General features: G+C 45.6%; 23 protein-coding genes and 3 tRNA genes. 8 read left to right on the forward strand and 18 right to left on the reverse strand.

The genetic code is table 11. The annotated features are described in order from the left end of the window. Positions 1-31: 31 nt before the first annotated feature. From ACFQ1C_RS12295 to ACFQ1C_RS12310, 4 genes are read left to right on the forward strand one after another with little or no spacing between them, the layout of a single operon-like run. Positions 32-688 (forward strand): DUF4276 family protein, encoded by a 657-nt coding sequence (locus tag ACFQ1C_RS12295; protein ID WP_379558934.1) that lies wholly within the window; start codon positions 32-34, stop codon positions 686-688. Position 689: 1 nt separating this feature from the next. After that, the gene (gene pglZ / locus ACFQ1C_RS12300) at positions 690-2,738 is read left to right on the forward strand and encodes a BREX-1 system phosphatase PglZ type B (RefSeq protein ID WP_379558911.1); all 2,049 of its coding nucleotides are present in this window, start codon (positions 690-692) and stop codon (positions 2,736-2,738) included. A gap of 5 nt (positions 2,739-2,743) precedes the next feature. Then, entirely contained in the window at positions 2,744-3,451 is a 708-nt protein-coding gene (locus ACFQ1C_RS12305; protein WP_379558912.1) for a zeta toxin family protein, read from the forward strand. A 14-nt stretch (positions 3,452-3,465) separates the two neighbouring features. Further along, positions 3,466-3,633: a hypothetical protein gene (locus ACFQ1C_RS12310; RefSeq protein ID WP_379558913.1), complete on the forward strand. Its 168-nt coding sequence runs from the start codon at positions 3,466-3,468 to the stop codon at positions 3,631-3,633. Between the two features lie 42 nt (positions 3,634-3,675). Here the strand turns inward: ACFQ1C_RS12310 and ACFQ1C_RS12315 are convergent, their stop codons facing one another. Beyond that, positions 3,676-5,610 (reverse strand): DEAD/DEAH box helicase family protein, encoded by a 1,935-nt coding sequence (locus tag ACFQ1C_RS12315; RefSeq protein ID WP_379558914.1) that lies wholly within the window; start codon positions 5,608-5,610, stop codon positions 3,676-3,678. Next, the gene (locus tag ACFQ1C_RS12320; protein WP_379558915.1) at positions 5,570-7,564 is read right to left on the reverse strand and encodes a DEAD/DEAH box helicase family protein; all 1,995 of its coding nucleotides are present in this window, start codon (positions 7,562-7,564) and stop codon (positions 5,570-5,572) included. Before ACFQ1C_RS12320 ends, ACFQ1C_RS12315 begins: the two co-directional genes overlap by 41 nt. A gap of 198 nt (positions 7,565-7,762) precedes the next feature. Between ACFQ1C_RS12320 and ACFQ1C_RS12325 the strand changes: the two genes are divergently transcribed. Both ACFQ1C_RS12325 and ACFQ1C_RS12330 read left to right on the forward strand, forming a co-directional pair. Further along, the gene (locus ACFQ1C_RS12325; RefSeq protein ID WP_379558916.1) at positions 7,763-9,679 is read left to right on the forward strand and encodes a DNA/RNA helicase domain-containing protein; all 1,917 of its coding nucleotides are present in this window, start codon (positions 7,763-7,765) and stop codon (positions 9,677-9,679) included. Positions 9,680-9,949: 270 nt separating this feature from the next. After that, positions 9,950-10,351, forward strand: coding sequence for a hypothetical protein (locus tag ACFQ1C_RS12330; RefSeq protein WP_379558917.1), 402 nt, complete (start codon positions 9,950-9,952; stop codon positions 10,349-10,351). A gap of 45 nt (positions 10,352-10,396) precedes the next feature. Here ACFQ1C_RS12330 and ACFQ1C_RS12335 read toward each other — a convergent pair whose 3' ends face one another. From ACFQ1C_RS12335 to ACFQ1C_RS12360, 6 genes are all read right to left on the reverse strand, one after another. Further along, the gene (locus tag ACFQ1C_RS12335) at positions 10,397-10,648 is read right to left on the reverse strand and encodes a DUF7249 family protein (protein WP_379558918.1); all 252 of its coding nucleotides are present in this window, start codon (positions 10,646-10,648) and stop codon (positions 10,397-10,399) included. A 4-nt stretch (positions 10,649-10,652) separates the two neighbouring features. Next, positions 10,653-11,150 carry a RadC family protein gene (gene radC, locus ACFQ1C_RS12340; RefSeq protein ID WP_379558919.1) on the reverse strand — a complete coding sequence of 166 codons (498 nt, stop codon included), beginning with the start codon at positions 11,148-11,150 and terminating at the stop codon, positions 10,653-10,655. Between the two features lie 46 nt (positions 11,151-11,196). Continuing rightward, a complete protein-coding gene (locus tag ACFQ1C_RS12345; protein ID WP_379558920.1) occupies positions 11,197-11,721 on the reverse strand; it encodes a lecithin retinol acyltransferase family protein in 525 nt (174 codons plus the stop codon). A 264-nt stretch (positions 11,722-11,985) separates the two neighbouring features. Further along, a complete protein-coding gene (locus ACFQ1C_RS12350; RefSeq protein ID WP_379558921.1) occupies positions 11,986-12,939 on the reverse strand; it encodes a DUF932 domain-containing protein in 954 nt (317 codons plus the stop codon). A gap of 128 nt (positions 12,940-13,067) precedes the next feature. Then, a complete protein-coding gene (locus ACFQ1C_RS12355; protein ID WP_379558922.1) occupies positions 13,068-13,271 on the reverse strand; it encodes a helix-turn-helix transcriptional regulator in 204 nt (67 codons plus the stop codon). Positions 13,272-13,382: 111 nt separating this feature from the next. Next, positions 13,383-14,000 carry an inovirus Gp2 family protein gene (locus ACFQ1C_RS12360; RefSeq protein ID WP_379558923.1) on the reverse strand — a complete coding sequence of 206 codons (618 nt, stop codon included), beginning with the start codon at positions 13,998-14,000 and terminating at the stop codon, positions 13,383-13,385. 414 nt (positions 14,001-14,414) lie between these two features. Between ACFQ1C_RS12360 and ACFQ1C_RS12365 the strand changes: the two genes are divergently transcribed. After that, positions 14,415-15,365 (forward strand): hypothetical protein, encoded by a 951-nt coding sequence (locus ACFQ1C_RS12365; protein ID WP_379558924.1) that lies wholly within the window; start codon positions 14,415-14,417, stop codon positions 15,363-15,365. A gap of 304 nt (positions 15,366-15,669) precedes the next feature. Here ACFQ1C_RS12365 and ACFQ1C_RS12370 read toward each other — a convergent pair whose 3' ends face one another. From ACFQ1C_RS12370 to ACFQ1C_RS12395, 6 genes are all read right to left on the reverse strand, one after another. Continuing rightward, positions 15,670-16,989, reverse strand: coding sequence for a tyrosine-type recombinase/integrase (locus tag ACFQ1C_RS12370; RefSeq protein WP_379558925.1), 1,320 nt, complete (start codon positions 16,987-16,989; stop codon positions 15,670-15,672). A 904-nt stretch (positions 16,990-17,893) separates the two neighbouring features. Further along, a complete protein-coding gene (locus tag ACFQ1C_RS12375; RefSeq protein ID WP_379558926.1) occupies positions 17,894-18,355 on the reverse strand; it encodes a GNAT family N-acetyltransferase in 462 nt (153 codons plus the stop codon). 274 nt (positions 18,356-18,629) lie between these two features. Beyond that, entirely contained in the window at positions 18,630-19,601 is a 972-nt protein-coding gene (locus tag ACFQ1C_RS12380) for a PstS family phosphate ABC transporter substrate-binding protein (RefSeq protein WP_379558927.1), read from the reverse strand. Between the two features lie 186 nt (positions 19,602-19,787). Beyond that, positions 19,788-21,116 (reverse strand): phosphate regulon sensor histidine kinase PhoR, encoded by a 1,329-nt coding sequence (phoR, locus tag ACFQ1C_RS12385; protein ID WP_379558928.1) that lies wholly within the window; start codon positions 21,114-21,116, stop codon positions 19,788-19,790. 13 nt (positions 21,117-21,129) lie between these two features. Continuing rightward, positions 21,130-21,819 (reverse strand): phosphate regulon transcriptional regulator PhoB, encoded by a 690-nt coding sequence (gene phoB, locus ACFQ1C_RS12390; RefSeq protein WP_379558929.1) that lies wholly within the window; start codon positions 21,817-21,819, stop codon positions 21,130-21,132. Between the two features lie 60 nt (positions 21,820-21,879). After that, complete coding sequence (locus tag ACFQ1C_RS12395; RefSeq protein ID WP_379558930.1) at positions 21,880-22,362, reverse strand: N-acetyltransferase; 483 nt, start codon at positions 22,360-22,362, stop codon at positions 21,880-21,882. A gap of 169 nt (positions 22,363-22,531) precedes the next feature. On the opposite strand from ACFQ1C_RS12395, the gene rdgC reads away from it, so the two are divergent. Then, a complete protein-coding gene (rdgC, locus tag ACFQ1C_RS12400) occupies positions 22,532-23,440 on the forward strand; it encodes a recombination-associated protein RdgC (RefSeq protein WP_379558931.1) in 909 nt (302 codons plus the stop codon). A gap of 133 nt (positions 23,441-23,573) precedes the next feature. Here rdgC and nadA read toward each other — a convergent pair whose 3' ends face one another. The 4 genes from nadA to ACFQ1C_RS12420 form a co-directional block, all read right to left on the reverse strand. Continuing rightward, positions 23,574-24,635, reverse strand: coding sequence for a quinolinate synthase NadA (gene nadA / locus ACFQ1C_RS12405; RefSeq protein WP_379558932.1), 1,062 nt, complete (start codon positions 24,633-24,635; stop codon positions 23,574-23,576). A 495-nt stretch (positions 24,636-25,130) separates the two neighbouring features. Beyond that, a tRNA-Lys gene (locus ACFQ1C_RS12410) sits at positions 25,131-25,206 on the reverse strand. 38 nt (positions 25,207-25,244) lie between these two features. After that, positions 25,245-25,320 (reverse strand) — tRNA-Val (locus tag ACFQ1C_RS12415). A gap of 53 nt (positions 25,321-25,373) precedes the next feature. Continuing rightward, positions 25,374-25,449, reverse strand: a tRNA-Val gene (locus tag ACFQ1C_RS12420). Between the last annotated feature and the right edge of the window lie 72 nt (positions 25,450-25,521).

Here is a 25,521-nt window from a genome sequence, read left to right on the forward strand (position 1 = left end):
AGCGCCCCTAAAAAAACCAATATTAGTGCACGTGATTTGTGAGGGACAAACCGAAGAAGCGTTTGTGAATAACCTCCTGGTTGAGCCCTTTGCGCTTAAAGGTATTTACCTCAGACCGGCATTAATAGGCAAGCCCGGGCACAAAGGCGGCAATTTTAAATTTGAGCGGCTATTACCAGATATCCGCAATCGTCTCACTGCGGATAAAAACTGCTACTGCACTACATTTTTTGACTTCTACGGACTACCGACATCATTCCCAGGTAAAACAGCTTTGGATCCTGGATCTCAAATGAGCACTAAAGCCGGAGCCTTACAAAATGCGTTAGTTGAAAAGCTAACAGCAAGCTTAGGCGAAGACGTTGTGCGCCGCTTTATCCCTTTCGTACAAATGTATGAGTTTGAAGCGCTACTGTTTAGTGATCCACAAAAAATGGCTGTGGGGATGGATAAACCCGAGCTAGTCGGTAGCTTTCAAAGTATCGCCGATGCGTTTGAGTCACCGGAGCATATTAACGACAGCCCTCAAACCGCACCCAGCAAGCGTATTGAAGACTTGATTTATGATTACGAAAAACCACTGATGGGTACCTTAGCGGCATTAGAGATTGGCTTAGATGCCATGCGTGAAAAATGCGCGCTGTTTAATGCATGGTTACAACAGATAGAAACCTTGGCTGTAGAGTAATATGACAACAATCATTGATTTTTTAGTGCAGCAGCTAAGAGCCTCTGCGCAATATAATTCAGCCGTACAAGTGGCGCCAGCCGCCATTTTGTGGACTGACGTAAATCGCGAATGGCAGTCAGCGATGCCATTTATCAAGCAGCAGTTGCCAGAGCTAATAGAGCTGGGGGAGTATCAACCAAAACAACGCATTGGCCCGGCTATTTGGGTGAAGTGCGTGATTGCTGGTTTGCTCGAAGAGTGCCCGATCCCTGCAGATAAAACGCCGATTATTTACTTACCTGGTGTGAGCCGCAAAGACTTGCGGGCCATTGAGCAGTGCCCCGAGTTCTTACAGCCACTAGCTGAGTTGCAATACCGCGGTTGTTGGTGGGCTTATAACTCGGCTGGTCGAGATTGGACGGTAAGCTCTTTTTTAACAAATCCCACCGTCGGCATGCAGCTTGATGTAGGTAAAGACAAAAAGACCCAAGAAGCCATCTTGCAGGTGCTACCTGACCTGCTAGAAACACCGATTGCTAACTTAAAAGATAAGAAACTAATCGCAGAAGATTTTTACGCGATTGTGCTTAACGATCCGGCTAAAGATATTTTAGGTTGGCTAAACAACCCTGAAGATAAAGCCCAACAGTGGCAAGGCAGCAAGTGGGATATCTTTAGCCAATCTTGCCAATCGCAGTTTGGTTTTACACCTGAAGTGAGCAATGAACAACAAGCCCTACAGCTGTTATGCGAAGCCGAGGGGGAGTGGCAAGCCATTTGGGCGCGCTTTGCTGATACGGCGACTAACCTGCCCTTGCTGGTCGAAAAGCTAAAGCAACTGCAACCGGCAGCCATGGCGATTGTGAACCCTGAAAACTACGCCTTTGAAAACCAAGCGGACGAACAACAAATTGAGTCTTCTTTTAAAGCCGCTAGCGGCAAGACCCGAGCTCAACTCGCACCCGAGTTACGAAGCTTATGGCAAGCCCAGCAGACACGTAAAGACTGGTTATGGTATCGCTTAAGCCTATCGCCCTGGTTAGAGATACTTGAGCAATGTATCGAGGTGCTAGCGCATACCGAGATTGCCTTTAGTGGCCCTAATCCCCAGGCCATGGCAGAGCATTACACTCAGCGCTTTTGGCAAGCAGATGCAGCCGTGTTAAACAGCATGGCTAAAGCGCGCGATATTTATCAGCAAGAGCTGATTGCTGGCGTGCTCGCGATTATCTATACCCCTTGGCTTGAACAAACCACGCTGAACTTTCAGCAGTTAGTAGCAAGTAGTGGCTACCCGGGTGAAGGACAAATTAAAGAAAATGCCGCTTCATATACGGCGAGCAGCCAGGTGGTATTTTTTGTAGATGGTCTACGCTATGACACAGCTAACATGTTACAAGCTAAGCTGGCCCAGTTTAATATCGCCGTAGATTTACAATCACGCTGGTCTGCCCTGCCCTCGCTCACTGCTACGGCAAAAGCGGCGGTGACACCGGTGGCTGATATGCTGACCGGCTTAGCGAATAATGAAGACTTTATTCCGGCACTAGCAGACGGCCATGCCAGCTTTAGTTCGCACTACTTACAAAAGCTATTGCATGAAAAAGGCTGGCAATACTTAGAAGGGTTAGAAGCCGGTGATCCTAAAGGCTTTGCCTGGGTGCAGACTGGTGACCTGGATAACATGGGCCATGAGCAACAGCGTAAGATGCCGCAGTTCATTGATAAGATCCTGGACGATGTAGTAGCGCGTATTCGCAGTCTGTTTGATGAAGGCTGGCAACGGATCAGAATAGTGACCGATCATGGCTGGCTATGGGTGCCCGACAAACTCGCTGGCGCCAGCATTAATAAGGCCTTAGTTAAAAAACGCCTTACTCGCTGTGCCATTCTTAAAGATAACGTTCAGCCCGAAGGGTTAGTGGTACCTTGGCACTGGAACCCTAGCGTGACCGTAGCCATGGCACCCGGCATTGCCGGTTATATAGCCGGGGATCATTACAATCACGGTGGCCTATCGTTACAAGAGTGCTTAACACCCGAGATGAATCTTACGCGCAAGAGCTAACGGCTATGAATGATCAACAGATAACAGAAAAGGCGATTGTTGCCGCTAAAAAGATGAAGAAGGTTATCGCCAAGAAAATGGTGGATCATCTTCCTAAAGAAGATCCTGCAGATTCTATCTTTATGGCGGGATCTCCTGGTGCCGGTAAAACAGAAACCGCACGATTTCTAATAACAAGCTTCCAGGAGCGTGACGGTGTTGAGTTCGTGCATATTGAAAATGATGAATTGAGAAAAGAGTTTGAAGACTACGACGGCCTTAACTCGCCGCTATTCCAGACGCCGGCGACGCTCTTGGTTGAAGCTATCCATGACCGTGCGCTACGGCGCAACGTGAGCTTTATTTTAGACTCTACGCTGTCGAGCTTTGAGAAAGCAAAAAGCAACATAGAGCGCTCACTAAAACGTGGGCGTAATGTGTATATTATTTTTGTTTATCAAGAGCCAACTCAAGCCTGGCAGCTGGTTAAGGCTAGAGAAACGGTAGAAGGCAGAAGAGTGCCTAAAGAAGTTTTTGTTGAGCAGTTTATTGAGTCTCAAAGAGTAGTGAGTGAGCTCAAGAAGATCTTTAAAGATCAGATAAATATAATGTTTATCGAGAAAAATATTGACGGCCACAATGAAGCACATCACGCTAACGTCAGTGACATTGACGCTTTATTAAGCAAAAAGTACAATCGTGAATCATTAGAAGCCATCGTTGGCTTAAGATAGGTAAAGGAGGAGCCATGAGCGCACCTAAACATGAAAAGGTTAAATCAGCACCTTTTACTGCTTTCATGCAGAGCGCATCGACTCAAGAGAAAAACGAGTTTTTTGCTAAGGTGGTGCAAGCTGCAACTGAAGAGCAGCGCCAGATGATTGCTAAAGCACAAAGCATGAGCACAAATTCTTGAACAAAAGCCGCTAAGTTAGCGGCTTTACTTTATGCGGCATTGTTAAAATACGCTGCTGTGTCTAATTCTTGAAGCTCTGATCTCATCACCCCGCTGGGCTTTCTCATCTGAGAGCACTTGAGAGAACTCACCTCTTTGGTAAAGCAAGATAAGCGTATCGTCGTGTGCTATCGCAAAAGCCTCACAGATCTCAGCCATATCTTCACTGTCCATGGCGCGTTTAAACGCATCCATCTGTGCCGACAAGTTGTAGGTACTAAAGATACTGGCCATCACTTTTTTATCTGCGGTTTTTTCACCACCGCCCGGGTTTACAATGTCATTAAACTCCACCGCTGCGCCTGCATCTAACAGAGCAGTAAAATGTAGGGCTCTGGCCTTTGCTGAACTAGCAGTGGCGGTGTCGTAGGTTGCGCCGTTTACCCATTGCGCCTTGATCCAGTTTTGATGATCACCACGCAAGGCCCGACCTTTCTTTTTATAAGGACCATCGTCGTTAAGCAACTCTTGGCGGATCAGCCCAATAGCAGACAGCAACTCTTGGTCATCGGTATAAACGCTAAAATCAAAGTCTGGCTCTGTCAGCTTGCCAGGCACAGCTAAGTAGCGCTGGGTTAAGTAGGTACTAGAGTCATCAAGCTTTTTTGTCACTTTATATTCAACACTAGGCGCTATGGTTGTGCCCCGGTCAAAGCCACGCACCTCATAGCGTTCGCAGATGCGTTCAAACACCTCCTGTAAGCCTTCAAACTCACTACTGTCATCTTTGGACTCTAAGTGCTCTAGCAGCTCACTATAAGCTCGTACCGCATCTAGATTAGTGTAATGCTTGGCTTGGGTGTTTTGATGATAGCCACAAGCTCGGCCAATGTTGGCTTGTACCACTGCGGCTATATTGGCAATCGTGCTATCCCAGGTATTGATCAAAGTTTCTTTCATTGTTTGACCAAAGTTTACCCCTGCCCTAAAGCCTGCCACGGTAATGGCAATGAGCTTGTCATCAAACAAGGTGGCCGTTTCGTACTCTCGTTTAAAGTCATCTATAGAGCACAATTCGTGATCTTCGAGGCCTACTAACTTTTGACCGATAATGTGAATTTGCTCTGCAGCTATACCGGCTTCAAGTAGTATTTGTTGCGCCAGCTTGGCTTGGCTACTGGGCACCCTGAGCAAAGACCAACCGGCACCTTCGTGTTCTTTAAACTGGCGGATAAAGCGCTTTCTTAGCAATGACTCTTCACAAAAATCGCGATGGCTTTCATCCAGCTTGATGATTTGGTTGTGCTTGTGCATTTGGCGAATGCCGTGGTACTCGTCACTGGTTTTATGGAACACCAGCGCCGTATTAAAATTATGCCGCAGTATAGAGTCGGCGCCAGCTGCATAAAGCGCACTAAAGGGAGTGGCAGACACAAAGGCAACTCGGCACTCAGGATTATCATTTTCTAAGTAGTTAAATACTTTATCGTATCTAACGCTGTCACTACTGGAGCCGTAATGACATTCATCTATGATGATGAGCTGTGGCGGCGCCTGCTTAAACTCACTTTTTAGCGCGGTATCAAAGTGAGTAAAGTTACTTACTACCACATTTTTACTGGGCGCCAGGTCTTGCTTTGCTTGTTCTTGTAACGCCGTATCCGCCATAGTGACCAGGTACAGGGTATCTTTTAAATACTTCCTGCTACTGATCTGTTCATCCGGCAGTGAGAGCCGCTGTAAGCCCGCTAGCGCCAATGCGATACCCGACTTACCTGATTGCATCTCGGCTGCCACTACGACTGCCCTTGAGCCTGCTACAAACTTTGAGAATGTTTTGTGGGCGGCGGCTCGCTGGTGCGCAAAGGTATGCTCTGCTACTGCATGCTCAACATACTGCCGGTGTTTTTGTGCATTGGTCATAATCGATAAAGAGGCGCTGGCGCCCCCACTCCTACTAATAGCTTTGCTCTGCGGTATCAGAAAAGTGCGACTCATCACTCAGCTCACCCGATTTAGCGGGTAGCTTGTTATGTTCTTTTTTGGCCAGGCTGCGGTCGATGTCGTAGTCGCCACGCTTATAGAGCACCAGCATGGTGTCATCTCGCTCAATACCAAAGTGATCGCACATCTCCCACACGTCTTGCTCGGTCATAATTTTCTTATCAACTTTACGACGCGAGATGTTGTAGACGCTAAAGATGGCTGCCGTTACCGCTTTATCTTCTGACAGCTCACCGGAGCCTGGGGCCACGACTCGGTTGAACTCCAGGTATTCACCGTTATCCAGCATCTCGGTATAAAGCTTAGTTTTATGCTTTTGGGTACCGTCTGCCCGGGCCTTTTCTGGATTATCGTAACTGTCACCGTTTATCCAGTGTGCTTTGATCCAGTTCTTTGTTTTACCGCGCATTGCCCGGTTGCCTTTAACGCTCGGTGCGCCTTTGGCTGTAAACTCTTTTCTTATCAGCTCAATGGCTGAGAGCAACATTGCGTCTTTGGTATAAACGGTAAAATCTACATCGTCTTCAAGCAGCTTGGCTGGCACGGCTACATAGCTGTGCGCTCGATAGGTTTCTACATCACCTATCGGACGACGGCGTTTGTATTTAATCGTCAGGCCTACATCTAAGCCATTCACCTGAAACTCTTCACATACATCTTCAAAGAACTCTTTTAACCCTTCAAAATCTGATGCGGCTTCGTCAGAGCAAGTGTTTTCAAGATGATCTAAGATGGCAGCGTAGGCTTCTACGGCGTTAATGTTGGTGTAATGCGTAGAGAGAGTATTGTCATGATAACCACAGGCTCGACCTATGTTGGCTTGCACCACAGCCGCAACACTGGCCACAGTGCTGTCCCAGGTTGAGATCAGGTTATCTTTCATCATGGCGCCAAAGTTAATGCCAGCCCGGGCGCCCGCTACCGTGATAGCGATAAGCTTGTCATCAAACAAGTGGGCATCATCAAACTCTTTCTTGAAGCGATCTATGCTGCAGTGTTCATCTTCAGGCACCCCAGTTAGTGAGTTACCTAAGATGTAAATCGCATTTTCTTCTATGCCCTGGGCAATTAGAAAATCCTTGGCAGCCATAGCAGTACCGGCAGGAACACGCACCAGAGACCAACCCATGCCCTCGTGTTGCTTAAACTGCTCAATAAAGGCATCTCGATTTTCCGATGGCAGTGTAAAGTTTCGGGAGTCATCTTCGAGTGCTTTGATCTTATTATTTTCAAGCATTTCACGAACACCATAATACTCATCACTGGTTTTATGGAACACTAAGCGAGCATTAAGATCACGACGCAAGATGGAATCTTTAAGCGCTTCAGTAGCTATTTCACTGGCTTGGATTAATAGCGCATTATCTTGATCTACTTCTGCCGCGGCTTGTAGGTCTATCGCTGCCTCGTACGCACTTTCTGCGCCATAGAGTGCACCAAAAGGAGTGGCAGATATAAAGACCACCTTACAGGCGTCATTTTCCTGCTCCAGGTAATCAAATATTTTACTGTAGCGAATGCCGGTTACGTTTGAGCCATAGTGGCACTCATCTATGATAATCAACTTGGGCGGATTACCTTTAAAGTCACCCTCTAGCGCTTTTTCAAAGTTTAAAAAGTTGCTCACCACTACGTTTTTCGCAAGTTTTAAGTCTTCTTCTGCCTGCTCTTTTAAAGCAGTATCAGGCATGGTGACCAGGTACAACGTGTCTTTAAGCTGGCGCCTATTAGTGATCGCCTCATCACTTAAGCTAATACGCTGCAGGCAACACAGCGCCAGCGCTATACCAGACTTACCGGCTTGCATCTCTGCTGCCGTCACTACCGCTCGTGCCCCTTCATTCAAAGCAGAAAAGGTTTTGTCTGCGGCTGCTCGTTGGTGATCGTGAAGCTCATTACCGTTGAGCACATCCAGAACCTTTTGCCGTAATTTTTCTGCTTGGGTCATTATTTATCCTTTATATAAAGCGGGCACTAAAACGTAGATTTTATTGAGCTTATCATTAATACCGTGCTTACAGTCCTTCTTCTCTTAGCAATAATCTTTACCACTAAGCCAACTCAATCTAGATACTCTACTTTCAAGTTTTGGTATCATTTGGATATGACTCTTGGTTATAAAACGTGCTAATGGCTAAGGTAAATAATGCTGGAAACTGGTTGGTCGAGCACTTGGGCTCATTTTCTGAATACAGACAAGACAGCTTTTCTTAAACAGTTAGAAGTTTTTTACTCAAGGTTGGAGTGGACCCGAGCTCTTTCAGATAGCCAGCTTAACGCCTGGAAGATCGAGTATGGCGTAATGTGTAATACCTTGAGGCAGGTGTGCCAGCAGAGCGGCGTAGACCCTGCTCTTTGCTGGATTGCATTTGAACAAGAGCTAGTGGGTGAAGGTGGAAAGCGTGCGGCAGATGTGAACCTGGTTTTACCTACTGGCGATCTTATTGTTATTGAATTTAAGCATAAGCTTAGCGTGAGCGAGCATGAGATATGGCGAGCTAATTTTGATTTAAAGACCATGTTGCATTTTCACAGTGAGTCTATTGGCTTAACTGGACATTGCTTTATGGCGCTCACTAAACCGGGCGTTAGTCATTTTGACGATAATGTAGTTATCAGTGACGTACAAAACAATGACATCTTGCCTCGGCTTGCAGATCTGTTAATAACAGCGCTGACACGGCCATATATTTACGATGTCACCCAGTGGCAAAAAGGTGTTTTTTATCGACAACCCAGTATTTTACATGGCACTGTGCAAGTGTTTTTTAAGGGAGAAATTCCTACCCTTAAAACCAGCGCTGGAGAAAATATAGTTGAAGCTCGTCATCAATTAAACAAGCTTTATGCTGATGCTAAGCAGAATAAAAAAAGGTATCTAGTCGTTGTAAATGGTAGGCCTGGCGCCGGTAAAACCTTGCTTGGTATTAGCACTGTTGCCGACTTGGTTAAGGAGCATGGTGCTGAACAGTGCAAGCCCATGTTCTTATCAGGTAACCGCCCACTGGTAAAGGTGCTCCAACATACTCTCGATTTCTATGGCAAGCAGATAAGCCATCATGAAGCACACTTTGATAGCCGCAGCCTAATTCAAGACCTAATAGTCTTTAAACGATCTTTGATGGAAAGCCCTCAGCACTTAGCTCGTAAGGAAAACTTCATCGTTTTTGATGAGGCACAGCGTGCATGGGAAAAAGCTAATTCAAGAGATTCCAGCTCTCCATCAGAATTAGAAGTGTTTTGCAGGTGGCTAGCTCACAAAGAGTATGGGGTGCTAGTTTTACTCGTTGGCGACGGTCAGGCTATTCACAACAACGAAATGTCACTAGATAAGATGTTCGCATCGCTTAATCAAACATTAGCCACTTACAGCAACCATATAACTACCATTATGCCATCGCTTCATGCTCATTACCTTACATATGCTAACCCTATAAAGCGTGAAGTTTTTAATTTAAAAACACCAATACGCCAGGCTTATACTGAAGAGTTAGATCGCTGGATTGAGGCTGTATTAATAGGTGATAGCAGTGAAGCAAGGCGCGTCTCTGAATCTATCCATTGCGACTATCCCTTACTGCTTGCTCAAACCAAAAACGATGCAGATGCTTATGTACAAGCGCTGCAACAGACCTTACATGAGGATAATAAAAGGCCAGATGCATTTAGAGTAGGTTGGTTGATGTCGAGTAAAGGAGGCAGCTTTATTAATGAGGTTAAAGCTGACCCTCGCCATGGCGGAAAACAGGTTGGACCTTGGTATGTTGAACCGCCAGGCTCTAAAAATTCATGCTGTCAGCTTGATGCTGCATGCACTGAGTTCTCTAGCCAGGGCCTTGAGCTATCTATTGCGATGTTTAACTGGGGACAAGACCTTTTGTATCAGAATGGAAAATTAGCTCTCTCGACACAAAGAGCCTTTAAGAGAAAGCAAGACCATTACACATTTGGTAGTTATCGCGTACTACTTAGTCGCGGTCGAAGCGGTTTAATTATTAAATGCGACGACAGTGAAACGTATCGCTTTTTACAGGCTTGTGGCATGAAGCCAATCTCGCCTTAACAGCCTTAGATTAGATGATTGCTATACCAAACGAATGCGAACAAGGCCAAATTGAAAGTCATTATGCAGTGTGTGACTACTGCGGCAGTGAACAGACAGGAATCACTGACGCGGCATTTAACAAGCATGCCATGATTGCTTTTAAACAGTCGGCGTAATAGGAAACAGAGTTACTGCCTAAACCTAGAACACAGGGATGAAACTGAGTTACTGCAGCAACTTTCTGGCGATAGGCGCTATAACAACTACTCAATAAAAGAGAGCAAAAAAATGAAGATGAAATCACTACTAGCTGTGACTCTGTTTTTTCTCACATCTAACGCTATTGCTAATGTAGATGCGTGCGTAGAAGATAAGGTAAACGCTTACCGTGCGGAAGTGGGTCAAGAAGCTGTTGTTCGGTATGACATGCTTGAAGAGTGGGAAGAAGAGTGTAACGGCGGCGCTACTAACGCATGCTTGGACAACAAAATTGAAGCTTATCGTGATGAAGTTGGTCCAGACGCGGTCGTCCGTCACGACATGATTGAAGAATGGGAAGGTGAGTGTAACGACGGCGGTGCAGACGCATGCTTAGATAAAAAAATAGAAGCGTATCGCGACGAAGTTGGCCAAGACGCTGTTGTGCGTTATGACATGATTGAAGAGTGGGAAGGTGAGTGCGCTGGTTAAAAAGCTAGCTACTGACCAGGGCCTATCAAGTGATAGGCCCGTCTTTTACTCTTTAAGTGCTTTGGCTAACTGATCCCAATCAACACGCGCTAAATTGCTGGTTACTACATCCCGGTGCCAGCCATGAACCATTAAGTCTATCGGCTGTTCCATGGCTTCGCGTAAAGAGTGTGCAAATATATCTACTGCTTCATCTTTCGCCACGTCGGTCCAATAGCACCACAAATTCACTTCGTTAGAAATCCAATTATACAGGTTCCAGGTTTCCCAGTTGCGCCAGCCATTGTAATCAGACATTTATTTATATCTCCCCTCTTCCGGCCAGTGATACACAGCCTTCTAGCCCCACAACCACATGATCTAAAGTTCGGATATCGACCGTGTTGAGCGCTTCGCGCAGACGCAGGGTGATAGCGATATCGGCTTTACTGGGCTCAGGATCGCCAGAGGGATGATTATGTACAAAGATAAGAGCCGCGGCATTCAGTTGTAGTGCACGCTTTACTACTTCACGTGGGTAGACGCTGGCCGCATCTATGGTGCCTTTGAATAACTCCTCAAATCCAAGAATGCGATGCTGGTTATCAAGAAAGATGGCCGCGAAAACTTCATGCTCGTAGCTTTGTAGTAGCGTTTGTAAGTACTCAAATGCTATCTCGGGTCGCTCAATTTTACGGCCCTTGGCTAAACGCTTTCTGGATAGCTGTTGTGCCATCAGTAAAATATCAGCTTCAGTCACTAGCTCCTCCACAATGTACGTGCCTGGTAACTCACCTGACTTTAATTTGTGATAACGCATATTAGATCTCCTACTTAACTAAACAATATGGGATGAGTGCCAGGCATTACCTATGCTTTAGCCACTGGAATAGTTGATTGATACCGTAGTTGATAAGCGTGCCTGAGAGAGTCACCGTAGTGGCTTGCAGTACGCTGTTTGATAGTGGTGATTGCTGGCCTATCAGCACATGAGAGGATGCCTTTTGCAGCTTTGCTGGCGCACCAGACACTAACTTCTTAATAGACATGCCTGCGTTGATCGCTCTGGTAATTTGATGGCTGTAAGAAAAGCCCTGGATACACCAGGTTACAAAGTGTTCGCAGTTATTAAGCAGCAAGTTGTAATGCTCTTCTCCCAGCCTGGCGTAGGCTCTGTCTACGCTTTCATAAGCATCGTAATAACGAACGGGGTGGTGTTTGATATGAAAGCCATTGCCTTGGGTAAAGTCTTCTAGTGTGCTCATTTCTACCCTACCGGTTTCTTCGCCTGACAAAGAGCCCGCATAGTGGATCACTTGGTTGTCTCCTACGTACAACCCGTGGTGGCTATAACCAAATCGATACGAAATAAGATGGGTGCCTGTATCCATATTTAATAGTCCTTAGACGGCTGATAGCAAAAAGGCCCGCTATTGGCCTTTGAGTTAGTGTTTGTTTAGTGTAATTGCCCGGCTGGCGCTTAAGTTGGCAATGTGCGTCAGAGTCACTAGATGAGAAGTGCTTTTTTGACTGGAGCCGAAGCTAGTCAGGATTTTTTGATTCCCATAACTTGTTTGTAAGATGAATCTCCTAGACGCATAAAGGCCCTGCTGGCGTAAACCAGCAGGGCTCTTTGGTATGTTTGTTGGTAAGGGTTAGTTAAGTAAGGTGATAGCCTGGCTAAAGGCTTTCTGTTTAAGTTGGGCCCCGTTACCAAACCAGGCAGAGTCGAGACGGTAGTCTTGGTTACGAGCTCGGCGATGATGGTCCACGAACTCGGTCATTGAATTCACAAGTCCCCAGGCTGTATTTTTACTGGATGCGAGCTCTGAGCCTAATCCTGCGCCGTCGTATAGCTGCAGCAGCTGTCTCATCGGCTTAGATGGCGTTAGATCTGTTTGTTCCATGCAAGGGTCGTCTAGTACCTCAGCAAAGAAGCGGTGAGCTTCCTCGGGGCTTACAGGCCGCTTAGACAGTTCTTTGATGTCCTGTATGAAGCCGTCCCAACTAGATAAGCTTAATCCCAATGCCTCTTTCACTTGTTTGGGGTCAAACACAGTAGAGTGTGGGACCTTAATAGCTCCTGTTTTGTTATTGACGGCAATTCTTAGAGTGTTGTTACACACCACTCGTACAGAAGTAAACTGAGCAGTTGTACATAGGGTGCCGTCGCAGCTGGTTGCTAACAGTAGATACCCCTCCACATTATCGTTCCCCTTCAGCATCATGCTCTGGCCGGTCTTAGCGAGTGCCCATAGCTTTTTGCCTCCTTTGAGTACGCCTGCCGTTTCTAATTCAAAGCCTCCTACTTCTACTAGGTCTTTATAAAAGTGCAGCACCTCTTTTGGCTGCACTACCTTGTACCGATTGGACACGACCGAGAGCGGCGCTAAGGTATCTGAGCGATACAATACTTGAGCGCTATCATGGCTGCGTAAATACAGCCCTTCTTCAGTGGCATTAAACATCACATCACTTTGTTTAATAGACCAATTCATACCTGCTTCTTTAAGCCAAATTGATAATGGTTGTTTACTCGTCAGTTGGTTACCCAGGCCATGCCAAGGCGTTTGGCCCATATAAGCCATAGATTCAATTAAGTGGAACATGGTGACTCCTGTTAACGCCTGGCGTGCAGGCTTAATAAATTATTACAAGTTAAACCCTGCCGACATCAGCTTAGTAATATGTATCTAAGATTATTTTCATTAGTACTATCGGCAGGAATAACTAACTGTTAGCTAAGGTTAATAAAAGTGCTCTCATCTCTTTGCGCTATACGCTCTAAAATCCAATCTTGTATTTCCTCCTCAACCCATGCTACAGCCCTAGCACCTAAATTGACTGGCTTAGGAAAGGTATCATTAGAAATGTACTTGTATATAGTTGAGCGAGCCAACCCAGTAGAACCCATTACTTCTTTTAACTTTATTAATCTCATGATGAACTCCATAGTTGCTGTCATGACATTGGTCAGCTACATATTTAAAAACATTATTACTTACCCTGCCGCTTAACAATCACCTGAACAAATACACCGCGCCATATCAGCTTAACGCTGAGAACATCCAAAGCTTCGATTCCCATCGCTACAGTCCTTGCTTTCTAGCTTAGCAAAATAACTAGCACGATATAGCAAATCGCTATATACAGAACTGAAGCTTTCGTCATTTACATCTAAAATATAAAAAGGGTTCTTGGGGATGTGTACTAGGTAACGAGACAACTTTACATCAACTCCCAGTGCACTAGCCCATGCCTTCCTAGTCATGTTAACAATTGCGTTCTTATCACTTTCATAACTTCCGAAAAACAGATAAGTGTCTTTGTTAAGTAGAAGCAGCACATGGTAATGCTCTTTATGATCTTTGTTAAACTCCCTAACCCATATATATCGCAAGGTGCAAGGGTGCACTCTTGCCCCTGCATTTCGCCTCTTTTTAATATTGCTAGCTACCTGAGACTTTATCGACGCAAAGAATCTAGAGATCACCTTGTGATCTAAATCTGCTAAATGAGAAGGGCTATAACCACTCTTGTCTGGCAACCTTAAATCAACTCTGATGGCGATAGTTCTTGCGTGCTCACGCAAAGCATTATCTATTACTTTATTAATTCCTTTTAGATAGGCCTCAACAAGAGGCCCCCTGTGATTTATTAAATGTGTCATTATTATCTCCTATGGTTGTTATCCATAGGAGTGGTGCTCTATGTAGTAATATAGATCTGAGATTGTTTTGATTAGTACTATATTAGACAAACCGACAATGACCGCAGCTGCGAACACGCTGCTAGCAGGCAGAAATCGTTGCGATGATGCCAAGGCCCTGCAAGATTACCAGAGACGTCACTCTGGAGTTAGTCGACCTATCACGCTCCTATAAACCTTGAATATGGCACCCTACAGGGCATAAAACTGGATCTAAGCGTGAATATAACACTTGTAAAACTTAGGTAAACCCCCTAAAAAACATCAAAAAACTTTTTGTAAGCGCCTTGTTAATGCTATACAATTTACGCCATAAAAGTTATGAAATCATTGTGCTGGAGAAGCCTTATGTATCAATTTTTTAGGAGAGTCTAAGTGGCAGCTCACATTCCGCCAGACGGCAAAGTTAATAATAACAACCCAAGATACTTACATCTTTACCAGCATTATTTATCTGAAGCCTTTAATATAATAAATAACACACCCATTTCTAATGATGTGGATTATCTAGAAAGCCAGATAAACAACGCACTTATAAATAATATACCTTCGCTAGATGAACGGATAAAATTCATTAACAACATGCACGCTGAATGTTCAGGTCAGTATGTCGCTGATGGTTACTTATCTTGGTTAGATGACAATATTGCATGTACTTGGCTATGGTTAATAATAATATCTGACGGCATAAAAAATAGTGATTTATTACAACTACTAGAATCTTGCGAATTTAACACCAACCATATAACACTAAAGAGCTATAACGAACTTAACTTAGATCTAGGATTTACACCGTCAAATCACAAGGAAAGATTATACGTAATACAACAATACTTAGATCGGTTCTGCCTCGATATATACGCGAAACTTGAAATTATAAAAATAATGAACAATGTCTGGGATAACAGTGAAAACTTAACCCCTATAGTAAAATGGCTAAAAAAGGAAGATGAAACTCAGTGCGAATGGGTTTGGAATTATTTCAACAAGGAGGTTATTGAAAAAGGAGCCCTAGCTGCATTTAAAAACATAACAAAAGGAGTAGTCTCACCGCAGGAGAAGTACATTATGTTCTTTGGATTTTATGTGTTTTGGCTCGACACAGATTCAAGTAAGAAACTATTTTTCTTACAGATGAAAAACTCCTGGGCACAGAAAAAAAGTAGATTGAATAAGGTAAAGAAAAACTTAAGAGGAATTAATGTAAGTGTTGCCCCAGAAGTAGGGAAACAATTAGAAGAGCTTGCTGTGAGTTATAGCTCAACAATAACTAAAGTAATTGAACTAGCCATTAGAAATGAATATAAAAAATTCAAAAACAAATAATTACTAAAACACCTATTAAAACAGGTGTGGAAACATTCACTCAACACCCACATTGCATAGGTGTGAAGTGAGTAATTATATTTAAGTTGTGATCTAAACTTTAATTCTACATAAGTATTGGCACATAACTTCCGTGACAAGGATCGGTCTGTGCTGATCCCGCAGCGTTGACGTTGATATTTAGGTTTCCACATCTGTTATAATTAATTGATTATGTAGATTTAAAAATACTATTTAAAATAAAATAAACATTACGGATGTAAATTTACAAATAAAAAATTAACAGTACATCTGCTTAAATTAGTTACGTATGAATTAATTTACTAATATGTTCACCTAACAACCGCCAAGCGGCGGCCATCTCATCTTGGTAACTATAGCGCTGGTAAATACGTCTAACTTTATTGTCATCGGTATGATTAAGGCAGCGTTCTGCTACTTCTGGCAATACACCTAAAGCAGTCATTAGCGTTGCACCAGTACGTCTTAGATCATGCGGTGTCCACTTGCCACCATGTGATAAAACCAATGCATCTTTATGCTGGCTGCGGTTTGAATAAGCTTCCTGGTCGCCTTGCTTTTGTCTATCACTTAACTGTCTGGTCACCGTCTTAGTGCAGATATGGTTATCGCCAGCACGGTTTGGATAGCAATAAACAAAGCCGCCATTGATACGCTTTAACTCTAGAAACTGCTGCTTACTGAATTCTGATAGGTAAACTGTGTGCAGCTTGCCGTTCTTACTATTCTCAGGAGGAATGGTCCAGGTACCCTTATCAAAGTCTACATGCTCCCACTTGGCTGATAGTAATTCACCAATCCTGCAGCAAGTAGATAGGCTAAGCCAAACTGCAGTTTGAGAAGTCAGTAAGAGGTTAGCTTTGGGTAGCTTCATAGCTAAGAGCTGGATCTCATCTTCACTTAAAATACGGTCTCGCTCTACCGTCTTCCCACCAATACTCGCTTTACGAAGGCTAGCCGTAGGATCGTGCTCGATGATGTCTCTATCAACCGCAAACCGAAACATTTGCCTCATTAAGGCCAAAGCCCTCTTGGCAGTATTGTTTACTTGCCTGGCTAGTAGCTTATCGGTTACTAAAGTGATGTGGCCCTTTTTAACGTCAGCGACATATATGTCACCTATGATGGGTAACACATCCTTATCAAACATCCGGCGTATTTCTGCACCGCCATCTTTACGATTGACCAACACAATCTGAGACCAATGCTCGAACAGCTCATTAACAGTGACCTGTGCCTCAGAGGCAGCTCGTTCTGCCCTTTCTTGGGCAAGTTGTGATTCACGAGCAATGGCTTGAAGCTGCTCTTCCTGTTCAAGGTGCTCTTTAAGGTCAACGTATCCATCTTTGTGAAGTGATGCCAACTGCATGGCTTTCTGTCTGGCAACTGCCAAGCTAATTAAACCCTCTTGAGATCCAAACGTACCAATAGGTAAGGTCACTCTTTTCTTGTTGGAGTTTGTGTATTCAAAATAGAAAAGCCGCTCTCCTGCAGGGGTGATTCTTGCTAGTAGAGAACCATGTCCCCAGATCATAGACTCGCGTAGCCATTGGTTTTTTTCAGTAGGTTTAGCTCTTAGTGATTTATCTGTGATATTAGCCATAAATGATAACCGCCTAGATCCTGGTAGTGAATTGGTAGTGAATTGGACGTAGCTAATAATAGACAGCTGTAGACGGGAATGGAAGAGTCATCGAAATAAAACCTTACATTACAAAGACTTATAATTAAATCGTGGACGGTAGTAAACCGCAATAGACTAGGATGGACTCTACTCAACCTTTATGGGGTGTTAGGGGTCGGAGGTTCGAATCCTCTCACGCCGACCAAATCAAAAAAACCCACCTTTGGTGGTTTTTTTGTTGCCTGAAAACCAGCCCAAACATAGCTATAATACCAATCACATTAAGTATTTGGTCAGGTGTTGGGTCGGAACGTCTGAGGTAACACAGCCGTCTCCCATGACACGCTACGAGTACATCTACATGAAATAAAATCAGACCATTTGTTTAGTGTAATAGGTATAAGCCGTCAGCTAAGTAGCTCGTCGTAACTAATGTGGAAACATAGATCAGGGTTACTGCTGCCCCTTAAAGGCCTTACACCAATAATTTTTGCAACGGAACCCACGGAAGAACACGGAAATATTAAGCTGAGATAAGAACGAAAAAGTCCAAAAAATCTTATTGGTAAGAGCAAAATCTAGCAGCCAGGGTAGCTTGGCACTGCTTTGATTAAGATCTTACAAATCAATTTTTCCGATCTTATCTTTATTTTTCCGTGGATTCCGTTGCGAAAGGTCTTTAGCTTTAAAGTAAGCCGAAGCTATCTACAGAATCCACCACATCAGTTATGCATGATTACTTACAGACAAACACCGCATTGTCCGTCATGCAGGTATCTTTCTATTGCTGGGTTAGGTGGTTTTCTGACAGCTTGGGGCTGTGCTTTATGCTTAGCTCGGGGCGGGTGTTATTTCGTTCTCTTCACGCATTCATTCCTGCTGCTTACAACTTACTCTTCATCAATAGCACCGGCACTTTCTCGCCTTTGCGTTCTAATTCACGCTGTTCTACATACTCAAAGCCCATGTTCTCAAAAAATGGCCGAGCAGTAATACTCGCTTCGCAATACAGCTGATGTAGGCCACGAGAGGCGGCTTCGGCTCTTAGTCTTTGCATCAAGGCGCGGCCAATACCTTGCCCCTGATGGGCATGATGTACATAGAACAAGTCGATGCGTCCATCTTCTGCTAATTCTGCAAACCCTAATAGATCACGCCCCTCGGTCGCCACCAACGGATGAGTACGAATGAAGCGACTGACCCAATGGGGAGCATCATATTCATCGGGTGCCCACACCACGAGTTCTTCGTGGCTATAGTCCGCCTGGTTGATGCGATGCACGGTATCGTGGAGCAAACGCCAAATGCTGCCAGCCTCACCACTGCGGATTTTTCTGATTTCCATTCTAACTCCTGCCGATACCCAATACCTACCCTCTATATAGCCACACTTATCCATAATAAAAAAGTAGCATAACTGCTACTTAGCCATATTTATTACTTATATAGGTAACTTTACTCATATTTAGCCGCTTATTCGCGCCTAAAGAGAAAATAGACCTCAGTAGGGGTGCATCACTTTGCAAGGCAAAAAAGTATAGTGAAAACCACTTTGCTAAAACGAAAAAACCCGAGCCAAGGCTCGGGAAATAAAAAATGACGGTGGATACGTTAACGAGTTACTTCAAACCTAACTTTTTCAAATCCGCATCAATCACACTAGTCGGAACGGGCACATAACCGTCTTTATTAACTATGTCTTGTCCTTGCTTAGACAGCATTAATTTAACAAATTCGGCTTCCATTGGTCCCAATGGTTTGTTGGGGTGCTTATTAACATAGACATAGAGGAAGCGTGATAATGGATAATCACCACTAATGGCATTATCTGCATTGGCCGCGACATAATCGCTTGAACCAACGTCGGCCAGCGGCACTGCGCGCACACTAGAGGTGCTGTAACCTAAGCCTGAGTAACCAATAGCATTAAGTGAAGAAGATACTGATTGCACTACAGAGGCAGATCCTGGCTGTTCATTCACATTATTTTTAAAGTCACCTTTGCACAGTGCTTTATCTTTAAAGTAGCCATAAGTACCCGATACTGAGTTGCGGCCATAAAGCTGAATATCGCGCTGACTCCAATCACCTGTTAGACCGGTTTTACCCCATTGGGTAATTTGCTCGGCATTACCACAGCTTAAGGTGCTAGAGAAAATAGCGTCTACCTGATCGATACTCAGACCTTCAATAGGGTTGTCTTTATGAACAAATACCGCCAAGGCATCAATGGCAACGCGCACGGGTGTCGGCTTATAGCCATAACGTTTTTCAAATGATTCTACTTCATTGCTTTTCATGGCGCGGCTCATGGGCCCAAACTGCGCGGTACCCTCGGTAAGCGCTGCTGGTGCGGTAGATGATCCTGCCGCCTGAATTTGAATATTAACGCTAGGATAATGACGGGTAAAAGCTTCACCCCATAGCGTGGCCATATTAGCCAAGGTGTCTGAGCCAACCGAAGACAGGTTGCCAGAAATACCACTTACTTTTTCATAATCGGCCAAGGTGCTATCCACCGCAGCCAGCACATTGGCAGACGCTAACGCGGCCGTTAAACCAAGAGCGGTAACCAGGGTATTCAGTTTCATACTTTTCTCCATCTGAGTTAGCTTCCTTAAGACGATGTCAGTATTACCGACTTAGATGACAATGAGATGAAATGAACATGACAAACCAGTGACAGGCATTGGGGAATGGGGAATGGGGAATGGGGAATGGGGAAAGAGTAAAGTGGCACAGACTTCCCCCACAGCACAGTCTTTATGTTGGCCACTTCACTCTTCACGCTTAATACTTTCCCCTGCTCTTTGTTCGGTAATCACCCGATGTTCAGGCACGATAAAGCTAAAGCAGCTGCCTTCGCCGAGCTGGCTGGCGATATTTAATTGCGTGTCGTGGTGGCCCAGTGCATGTTTAACAATCGCTAATCCCAAGCCCGAGCCCCCAGTATCGCGGCTACGTGCCTTATCGACACGATAAAAACGCTCGGTTAGGCGGGTGAGGTGCTGTTGTGATATACCCTCTCCGGTGTCGGTCACCGCAAAACGGGCATTTTGTCCTTCCATCGTCCATTCCACCGTAATCCGCGCGCCAGCAGCGGTATGACGAATGGCGTTAAATACCAAGTTAGATAAGATGCTGCGCAGCTGCTCTTCATCGCCCAGCACCTTAAGGTGGCTATCAACACTAAAACAAAGCTCATGGCTTTTTTCGCCATTTAACGCCAGTGCTTCTTGCTCTAGCATGTTCAGCATGGTCGGAATATCAACCACTTGATGGATATCTTGCGAGCCAGAAGCTTCGATGCGCGTTAGCGTCATCAGCTGCTTTACCAGTGCCTCCATACGCAGGGTTTGATCTAACATCACCGCTTGGGTTTTATGCCACATAGCCGGTTCGGGGGGCTCTTCTAATAGTTCGAGGTAGCCTTTAAGTACCGTGAGTGGTGTACGTAGCTCGTGAGACACATTGGCCACAAACGTTTTGCGCATTTGCTCAAGGCCCCGCAGGCGCGTGATATCACGCACCACCAGCAACAGTTGGTCTTCGACATAATTCATTACGCGAAACTCCAGCAGTGTTTGCTCGCGCTGCGGGGCAGATAGCTCTAGAGGTTCTAGAAATTCACCTCGCTCCATATAGGCAATAAACAACGGGGTGCGGATCAGGTTACCAATGTGCTGGCCTGCATCATCGGGCCAACGAAATCCCAATAGCTGCTGAGCCAGCTTGTTACACCACACAATATTACCGTCTCGACGGATCACCACTGCCGCATCGGGTAGCGCCTCTGCACCTTGGCGAAACCGGCGGATCAACCGAGCCAGCTCACGCCGGCGTGAACGCTGGCGTTGCTGTAATCGATACAGGCCGTTGAAAATGGCTTCCCAACTGCCCTTGCCGTGCGGCGGGATCAGGCTGCGATCCCGCCATAGCCAAATTTTTAATTTATGCTGAAAACGATAATGCCATAACAAATGCAGCACGGTGGCGCACAGCAACCCCAGTGTTATTTTTCCAACACTCAAGCCAAGCAGAAAAAAGCTGCAGTAATACAAAACTAAACGCCACCACAAGCCACGACTCGATTCTTGTAATTGCATACTAGGGCTAGCCTCAAAGGCGTGTTGAGAAACGGTAACCGGCGCCACGCACTGTTTGAATCAATTTATCGTGCCCCGCACCAGATACGGCATTGCGCAATCGCCTAATGTGCACATCAACGGTTCTGTCTTCAACATACACGTTGGTGCCCCACACATTGTTCAGCAGCTGCTCGCGACTATATACCCGCTCGGGGTGGGTCATAAAAAAGTGTAATAATTTGAATTCGGTAGGGCCTAACTCAAGCTGTTGCTCATGAGCGCTCACTCTGTGGCTAACCGGATCCAGCCTCAAGCCTTGCACTTCTATCACATCATCGACTGCAGTAGGTGCAACTCGACGCAACACGGCATTAAGGCGAGAGGTAAGCTCTTTGGGAGAGAAAGGCTTAGTAATATAATCGTCGGCACCCACGTCTAGGCCTTTGATCTTATCTTCTTCTTCGGCGCGAGCGGTCAGCATAATCACCGGGATTTGGCGCGTTAATTCATTTTGCTTTAAATACTTAATTAACTGAATACCGCTACCACCGGGTAACATCCAGTCCATTAAAATCAGCTCGGGATAGGGTTCTTTGATCAGCGCCAGCGCTTCTTGATAATCTTCTGCCGAGTCTGTAGTAAACCCTTTTTGCTCTAACACCAGGCATAACATATCGCGAATGGCGACTTCGTCTTCTACTACCAGTATTTTCCGTGTCATTGTTTACGTCCTTACGGCCTTACTTGTGTATGACCATTATTGGCAGTAAGTGTGACAGTTTTATGAATTGATAGCACTTGTATGTTGGCATAAATAGTCTAATTGCTGTTTATTCGCGGATGACTTGTACTCCATATATAACTCTGGCTGGCTGGTGGCCGCGTCTGTGCCCTCGGCAATCACGCTAAACCCTTGGGTGCGATAAAAGTTAACCGCAATGTCATTTTCACAAAATACCTTAAGCGACAGCTGGTTTCGTTGCTGTTTAGCCCTGTCGAGCAAAGCTCGTCCAATGCCGCTTTGCTGACAATCTGGCCGCACAAATAAGGCCGCCAAATAATTATCCACCAACGCCACAAAACCCTGTACTTCGTTTTGGCGCTCGTATACCCATATTTCAGCCAGCGGCAAATAACGAGCACGCATAGCTTCTTGCTGCTGCCACCAAAAAGCTGCAGGTATAAAGTCGTGTGCCTGCAACGATGCTAACAACCATACATTCAAAATGGCATCGGCATCGTTGGGCATAGCGTGTCGTATCATCACATTTCTCCGGCTGCCGTTTATTTGAGTGTACATAGCTTAATCCGGCGCACCTTGGCTTTAATATCGCTCTGTGAGCCAGATCGTGAGTGTTGATTGATAATGACTGCCTGATCACAAAGCGGCTTTGCAGTACAATGCGTTTTTGTGGCTCGTTATCGAGGATGCTATGTGGTTTAAGAACCTGCAGATTTATCGTTTTACCCGCCCTTTTGATGTTTCTCTTGAAGACTTGGAAAAGCAGCTTGAGGCTCTGCCTTTTACCCCTTGTGGTAGCCAAGAACAGGCCAAATTTGGCTGGGTTTCGCCTTTAGGCAAGCAAGGCCAGGCACTGACTCATATCGCCGACGATCAAATTTTGATCTGTGCAAAAAAAGAAGAAAAGATGCTGCCAGGCTCGGTCATTAACGACATGGTGGCCGAAAAAGCAGAAATGCTGGAAATAGAATACGGTCGGGCACTGAAGAAAAAAGAAAAAGAGTCCATTAAAGAAGAAATTATCGTCGACCTACTGCCCCGTGCTTTTAGTCGCTTTCAGCAAACCTTTGCCTGGATCAATCCTAAAGACGGCTTTATTGCCGTAGACGCCAGCTCAGCCAAGCGCGCAGAAGACCTATTAGCCTTGCTGCGCAAGAGTATTGGCTCGCTGCCCGTCGTGCCTCTGGCCATGACCACTCCGCCCGAGCTCACGCTTACCGAATGGTTAAAAGAAGGCGCGGCCCCCAAAGGCTTTGCTCTGGAAGACGAAGCAGAGCTGCGTTCGGCACTTGAGCATGGCGGTATTATTCGCGCCAAGCAGCAAGACTTGCTCAGCGAAGAGATTAAAGTGCATTTAGAAGCAGATAAACTGGTTACCAAGTTAGCCCTTAACTGGGCCGAGACCATCAGCTTTATCCTTAGCGACGACATGAGCGTTAAACGTCTGAAGTTTTCGGAAGAGTTACGCGAGCAAAACGACGACGTCACCAGTGAAGATGCCGCCGCCCGCTTTGATGCCGACTTTGCGCTGGTCACCGGCGAACTGTCCCGCTTTGTACCCGACTTATTAGAAGCTTTAGGTGGGGAAGAAAACCGCTAACCACAGCGGTCAGCTTTAAGCTATCAGTTAAAAACTGACAAAAAGTGAAAACCAACACTAATAAAACCGGCGCCGAGATAACTCTCGGCGCCGGTTTTATTTGAGCTGACCGCTTATTGCTGAAAGCTCGCCGTTAGGCGTTTCCCTGCACTTTCATTTTTAGCTCGGCAGCAAAGTTAAGCATCCGCTCTAAGGGAATCATGGCTTTAATACGGGTGGCTTCGTCTACTTGAATTTCATGGGTTTTACCGCCATGTTTTAGCGCATCTCGAATGGCGACTAGGCCATTCATGCCCATCCAAGGACAGCTGGCGCAGCTACGACAGGTAGCACCATTACCGCCAGTAGGAGCTGCTACCATTTCTTTATCGGGGCAGGCTTGCTGCATTTTATAGAAAATACCTTGATCGGTAGCAACAATCAGCTTGTTTTGCGGCAAGGTTTGCGCCGCTTTAATTAACTGACTGGTCGAGCCTACCGCATCGGCCAACGCAATCACTGCCGCAGGTGACTCTGGGTGCACTAATACGGCAGCATCGGGGTTTTGTGCTTTTAGCTCTTTAAGCGCCTTAGCCCGAAATTCGTCGTGCACAATGCACGCAGCCTGCCAGCGCAACATTTTGGTGCCGGTCTCTTTTTCAATGTAGGCACCTAAATGACGATCTGGGGCCCAAATAATTTTATGGCCTTCGCTGTCGAGATGTTCCACTATTTCTAGCGCTATGCTCGAGGTCACTACCCAGTCGGCGCGGGCCTTTACTGCGGCAGAGGTGTTGGCGTAAACCACGACTGTATGATCGGGGTGATTGTCACAAAACTGGCTAAACTCGTCTGCCGGGCAGCCTAAGTCGAGTGAACATTCGGCCTCAAGTGTTGGCATTAGTACGGTTTTTTCTGGGCTCAGTATTTTTGAGGTTTCGCCCATAAAGCGCACCCCAGCCACAATCAAAGTTTGGGCCTCATGCTCTTTGCCAAAACGGGCCATTTCTAACGAGTCAGACACGCAACCGCCGGTTTCTTCGGCCAGCGCTTGAATAATGGGGTCAGTATAGTAATGCGCAACCAGCACGGCATTGCGCGCCTGTAGCAGGCCTTTAATTTCATCTCTCAACACCAGCTGCTGATCAACCGTCAGCGCTGCCGGCTTGGCGGGGAAAGGATAATCGAATTCGTAAATATCAACAGCTTCAGTCATAACTTGGTTCCAGTAATCCGTCCGGATAGCGTCAAGGGCAAACATTATAGCCCCCCTAGCGCCGTAACCCAAATCTAGTAGGAACAAAGCCGGAAGCTCTCAGCTTTAAGCGATCAGCTAAAGATAGACAGCGCTCTGGTTTAGGTTGTTTTTGGAACGTAACGTACGGCTTAAAACTTTGTTTTAGCCCTTACCATCAAGCTCCCTTTCAGATCTGATCCCTATTTTTCCGTGGGTTCCGCGTTCTTCCGTTGCGAAAAATGTTTTAAAATCCCGCTGAGGCGGGACTGCCAGCTAAAGCGGCAGCCTACTTAGCCCTTCCGGTGGGGTTATCTTTTTAAAGAATTCCGTCTGCGGCAAAATGCGAGAGCAAGCGTTCGCCTACAAAAGAGTGTGATCAAATGCAGGAAACGCAAAAATCCGCAGCGCGGCTTGGGTATAAAGATATTTATAAACAAAGAAGTATAAAACAGGGGGAGATAAAACTAAAGAAGATGGTGGGGCATGCGGGATTCGAACCTGCGACCAATTGATTAAAAGTCAACTGCTCTACCAACTGAGCTAATGCCCCGATAAATCGGTTACTACACTGTCTATTCAAAAATAATCTGGTGGGTGATACTGGGCTCGAACCAGTGACCCCCTCCTTGTAAGGGAGGTGCTCTCCCAGCTGAGCTAATCACCCTGGGACTTCTCTACTACTCACTACTATTTACTTCACTTTCTACTCAAAAAGAGTGGTGGGTGATACTGGGCTCGAACCAGTGACCCCCTCCTTGTAAGGGAGGTGCTCTCCCAGCTGAGCTAATCACCCTGGGACTTCTTCTTACTCTTTATCGCTAAAGATGGTGGGGCATGCGGGATTCGAACCTGCGACCAATTGATT

Origin of the sequence: Oceanisphaera ostreae, assembly GCF_042676125.1 — a bacterium.
Classification (GTDB): Bacteria; Pseudomonadota; Gammaproteobacteria; order Enterobacterales; family Aeromonadaceae; genus Oceanimonas; species Oceanimonas ostreae.

Excerpts from the sequence above, each read along its gene's own strand:
- ACFQ1C_RS12355 (WP_379558922.1), bottom strand. The coding sequence starts at position 13,271 with ATGAGATTAATAAAGTTAAAAGAAGTAATGGGTTCTACTGGGTTGGCT.
- ACFQ1C_RS12395 (WP_379558930.1), bottom strand. The coding sequence starts at position 22,362 with ATGATACGACACGCTATGCCCAACGATGCCGATGCCATTTTGAATGTA.
- ACFQ1C_RS12345 (WP_379558920.1), bottom strand. The coding sequence starts at position 11,721 with ATGGATACAGGCACCCATCTTATTTCGTATCGATTTGGTTATAGCCAC.
- ACFQ1C_RS12360 (WP_379558923.1), bottom strand. The coding sequence starts at position 14,000 with ATGACACATTTAATAAATCACAGGGGGCCTCTTGTTGAGGCCTATCTA.
- ACFQ1C_RS12370 (WP_379558925.1), bottom strand. The coding sequence starts at position 16,989 with ATGGCTAATATCACAGATAAATCACTAAGAGCTAAACCTACTGAAAAA.
- ACFQ1C_RS12350 (WP_379558921.1), bottom strand. The coding sequence starts at position 12,939 with ATGTTCCACTTAATTGAATCTATGGCTTATATGGGCCAAACGCCTTGG.
- ACFQ1C_RS12380 (WP_379558927.1), bottom strand. The coding sequence starts at position 19,601 with ATGAAACTGAATACCCTGGTTACCGCTCTTGGTTTAACGGCCGCGTTA.
- rdgC (WP_379558931.1), top strand. The coding sequence starts at position 22,532 with ATGTGGTTTAAGAACCTGCAGATTTATCGTTTTACCCGCCCTTTTGAT.
- ACFQ1C_RS12335 (WP_379558918.1), bottom strand. The coding sequence starts at position 10,648 with ATGTCTGATTACAATGGCTGGCGCAACTGGGAAACCTGGAACCTGTAT.
- ACFQ1C_RS12305 (WP_379558912.1), top strand. The coding sequence starts at position 2,744 with ATGAATGATCAACAGATAACAGAAAAGGCGATTGTTGCCGCTAAAAAG.
- ACFQ1C_RS12310 (WP_379558913.1), top strand. The coding sequence starts at position 3,466 with ATGAGCGCACCTAAACATGAAAAGGTTAAATCAGCACCTTTTACTGCT.
- phoB (WP_379558929.1), bottom strand. The coding sequence starts at position 21,819 with ATGACACGGAAAATACTGGTAGTAGAAGACGAAGTCGCCATTCGCGAT.
- pglZ (WP_379558911.1), top strand. The coding sequence starts at position 690 with ATGACAACAATCATTGATTTTTTAGTGCAGCAGCTAAGAGCCTCTGCG.
- phoR (WP_379558928.1), bottom strand. The coding sequence starts at position 21,116 with ATGCAATTACAAGAATCGAGTCGTGGCTTGTGGTGGCGTTTAGTTTTG.
- ACFQ1C_RS12375 (WP_379558926.1), bottom strand. The coding sequence starts at position 18,355 with ATGGAAATCAGAAAAATCCGCAGTGGTGAGGCTGGCAGCATTTGGCGT.
- ACFQ1C_RS12330 (WP_379558917.1), top strand. The coding sequence starts at position 9,950 with ATGAAGATGAAATCACTACTAGCTGTGACTCTGTTTTTTCTCACATCT.
- ACFQ1C_RS12325 (WP_379558916.1), top strand. The coding sequence starts at position 7,763 with ATGCTGGAAACTGGTTGGTCGAGCACTTGGGCTCATTTTCTGAATACA.
- nadA (WP_379558932.1), bottom strand. The coding sequence starts at position 24,635 with ATGACTGAAGCTGTTGATATTTACGAATTCGATTATCCTTTCCCCGCC.
- radC (WP_379558919.1), bottom strand. The coding sequence starts at position 11,150 with ATGCGTTATCACAAATTAAAGTCAGGTGAGTTACCAGGCACGTACATT.
- ACFQ1C_RS12315 (WP_379558914.1), bottom strand. The coding sequence starts at position 5,610 with ATGAGTCGCACTTTTCTGATACCGCAGAGCAAAGCTATTAGTAGGAGT.
- ACFQ1C_RS12320 (WP_379558915.1), bottom strand. The coding sequence starts at position 7,564 with ATGACCCAAGCAGAAAAATTACGGCAAAAGGTTCTGGATGTGCTCAAC.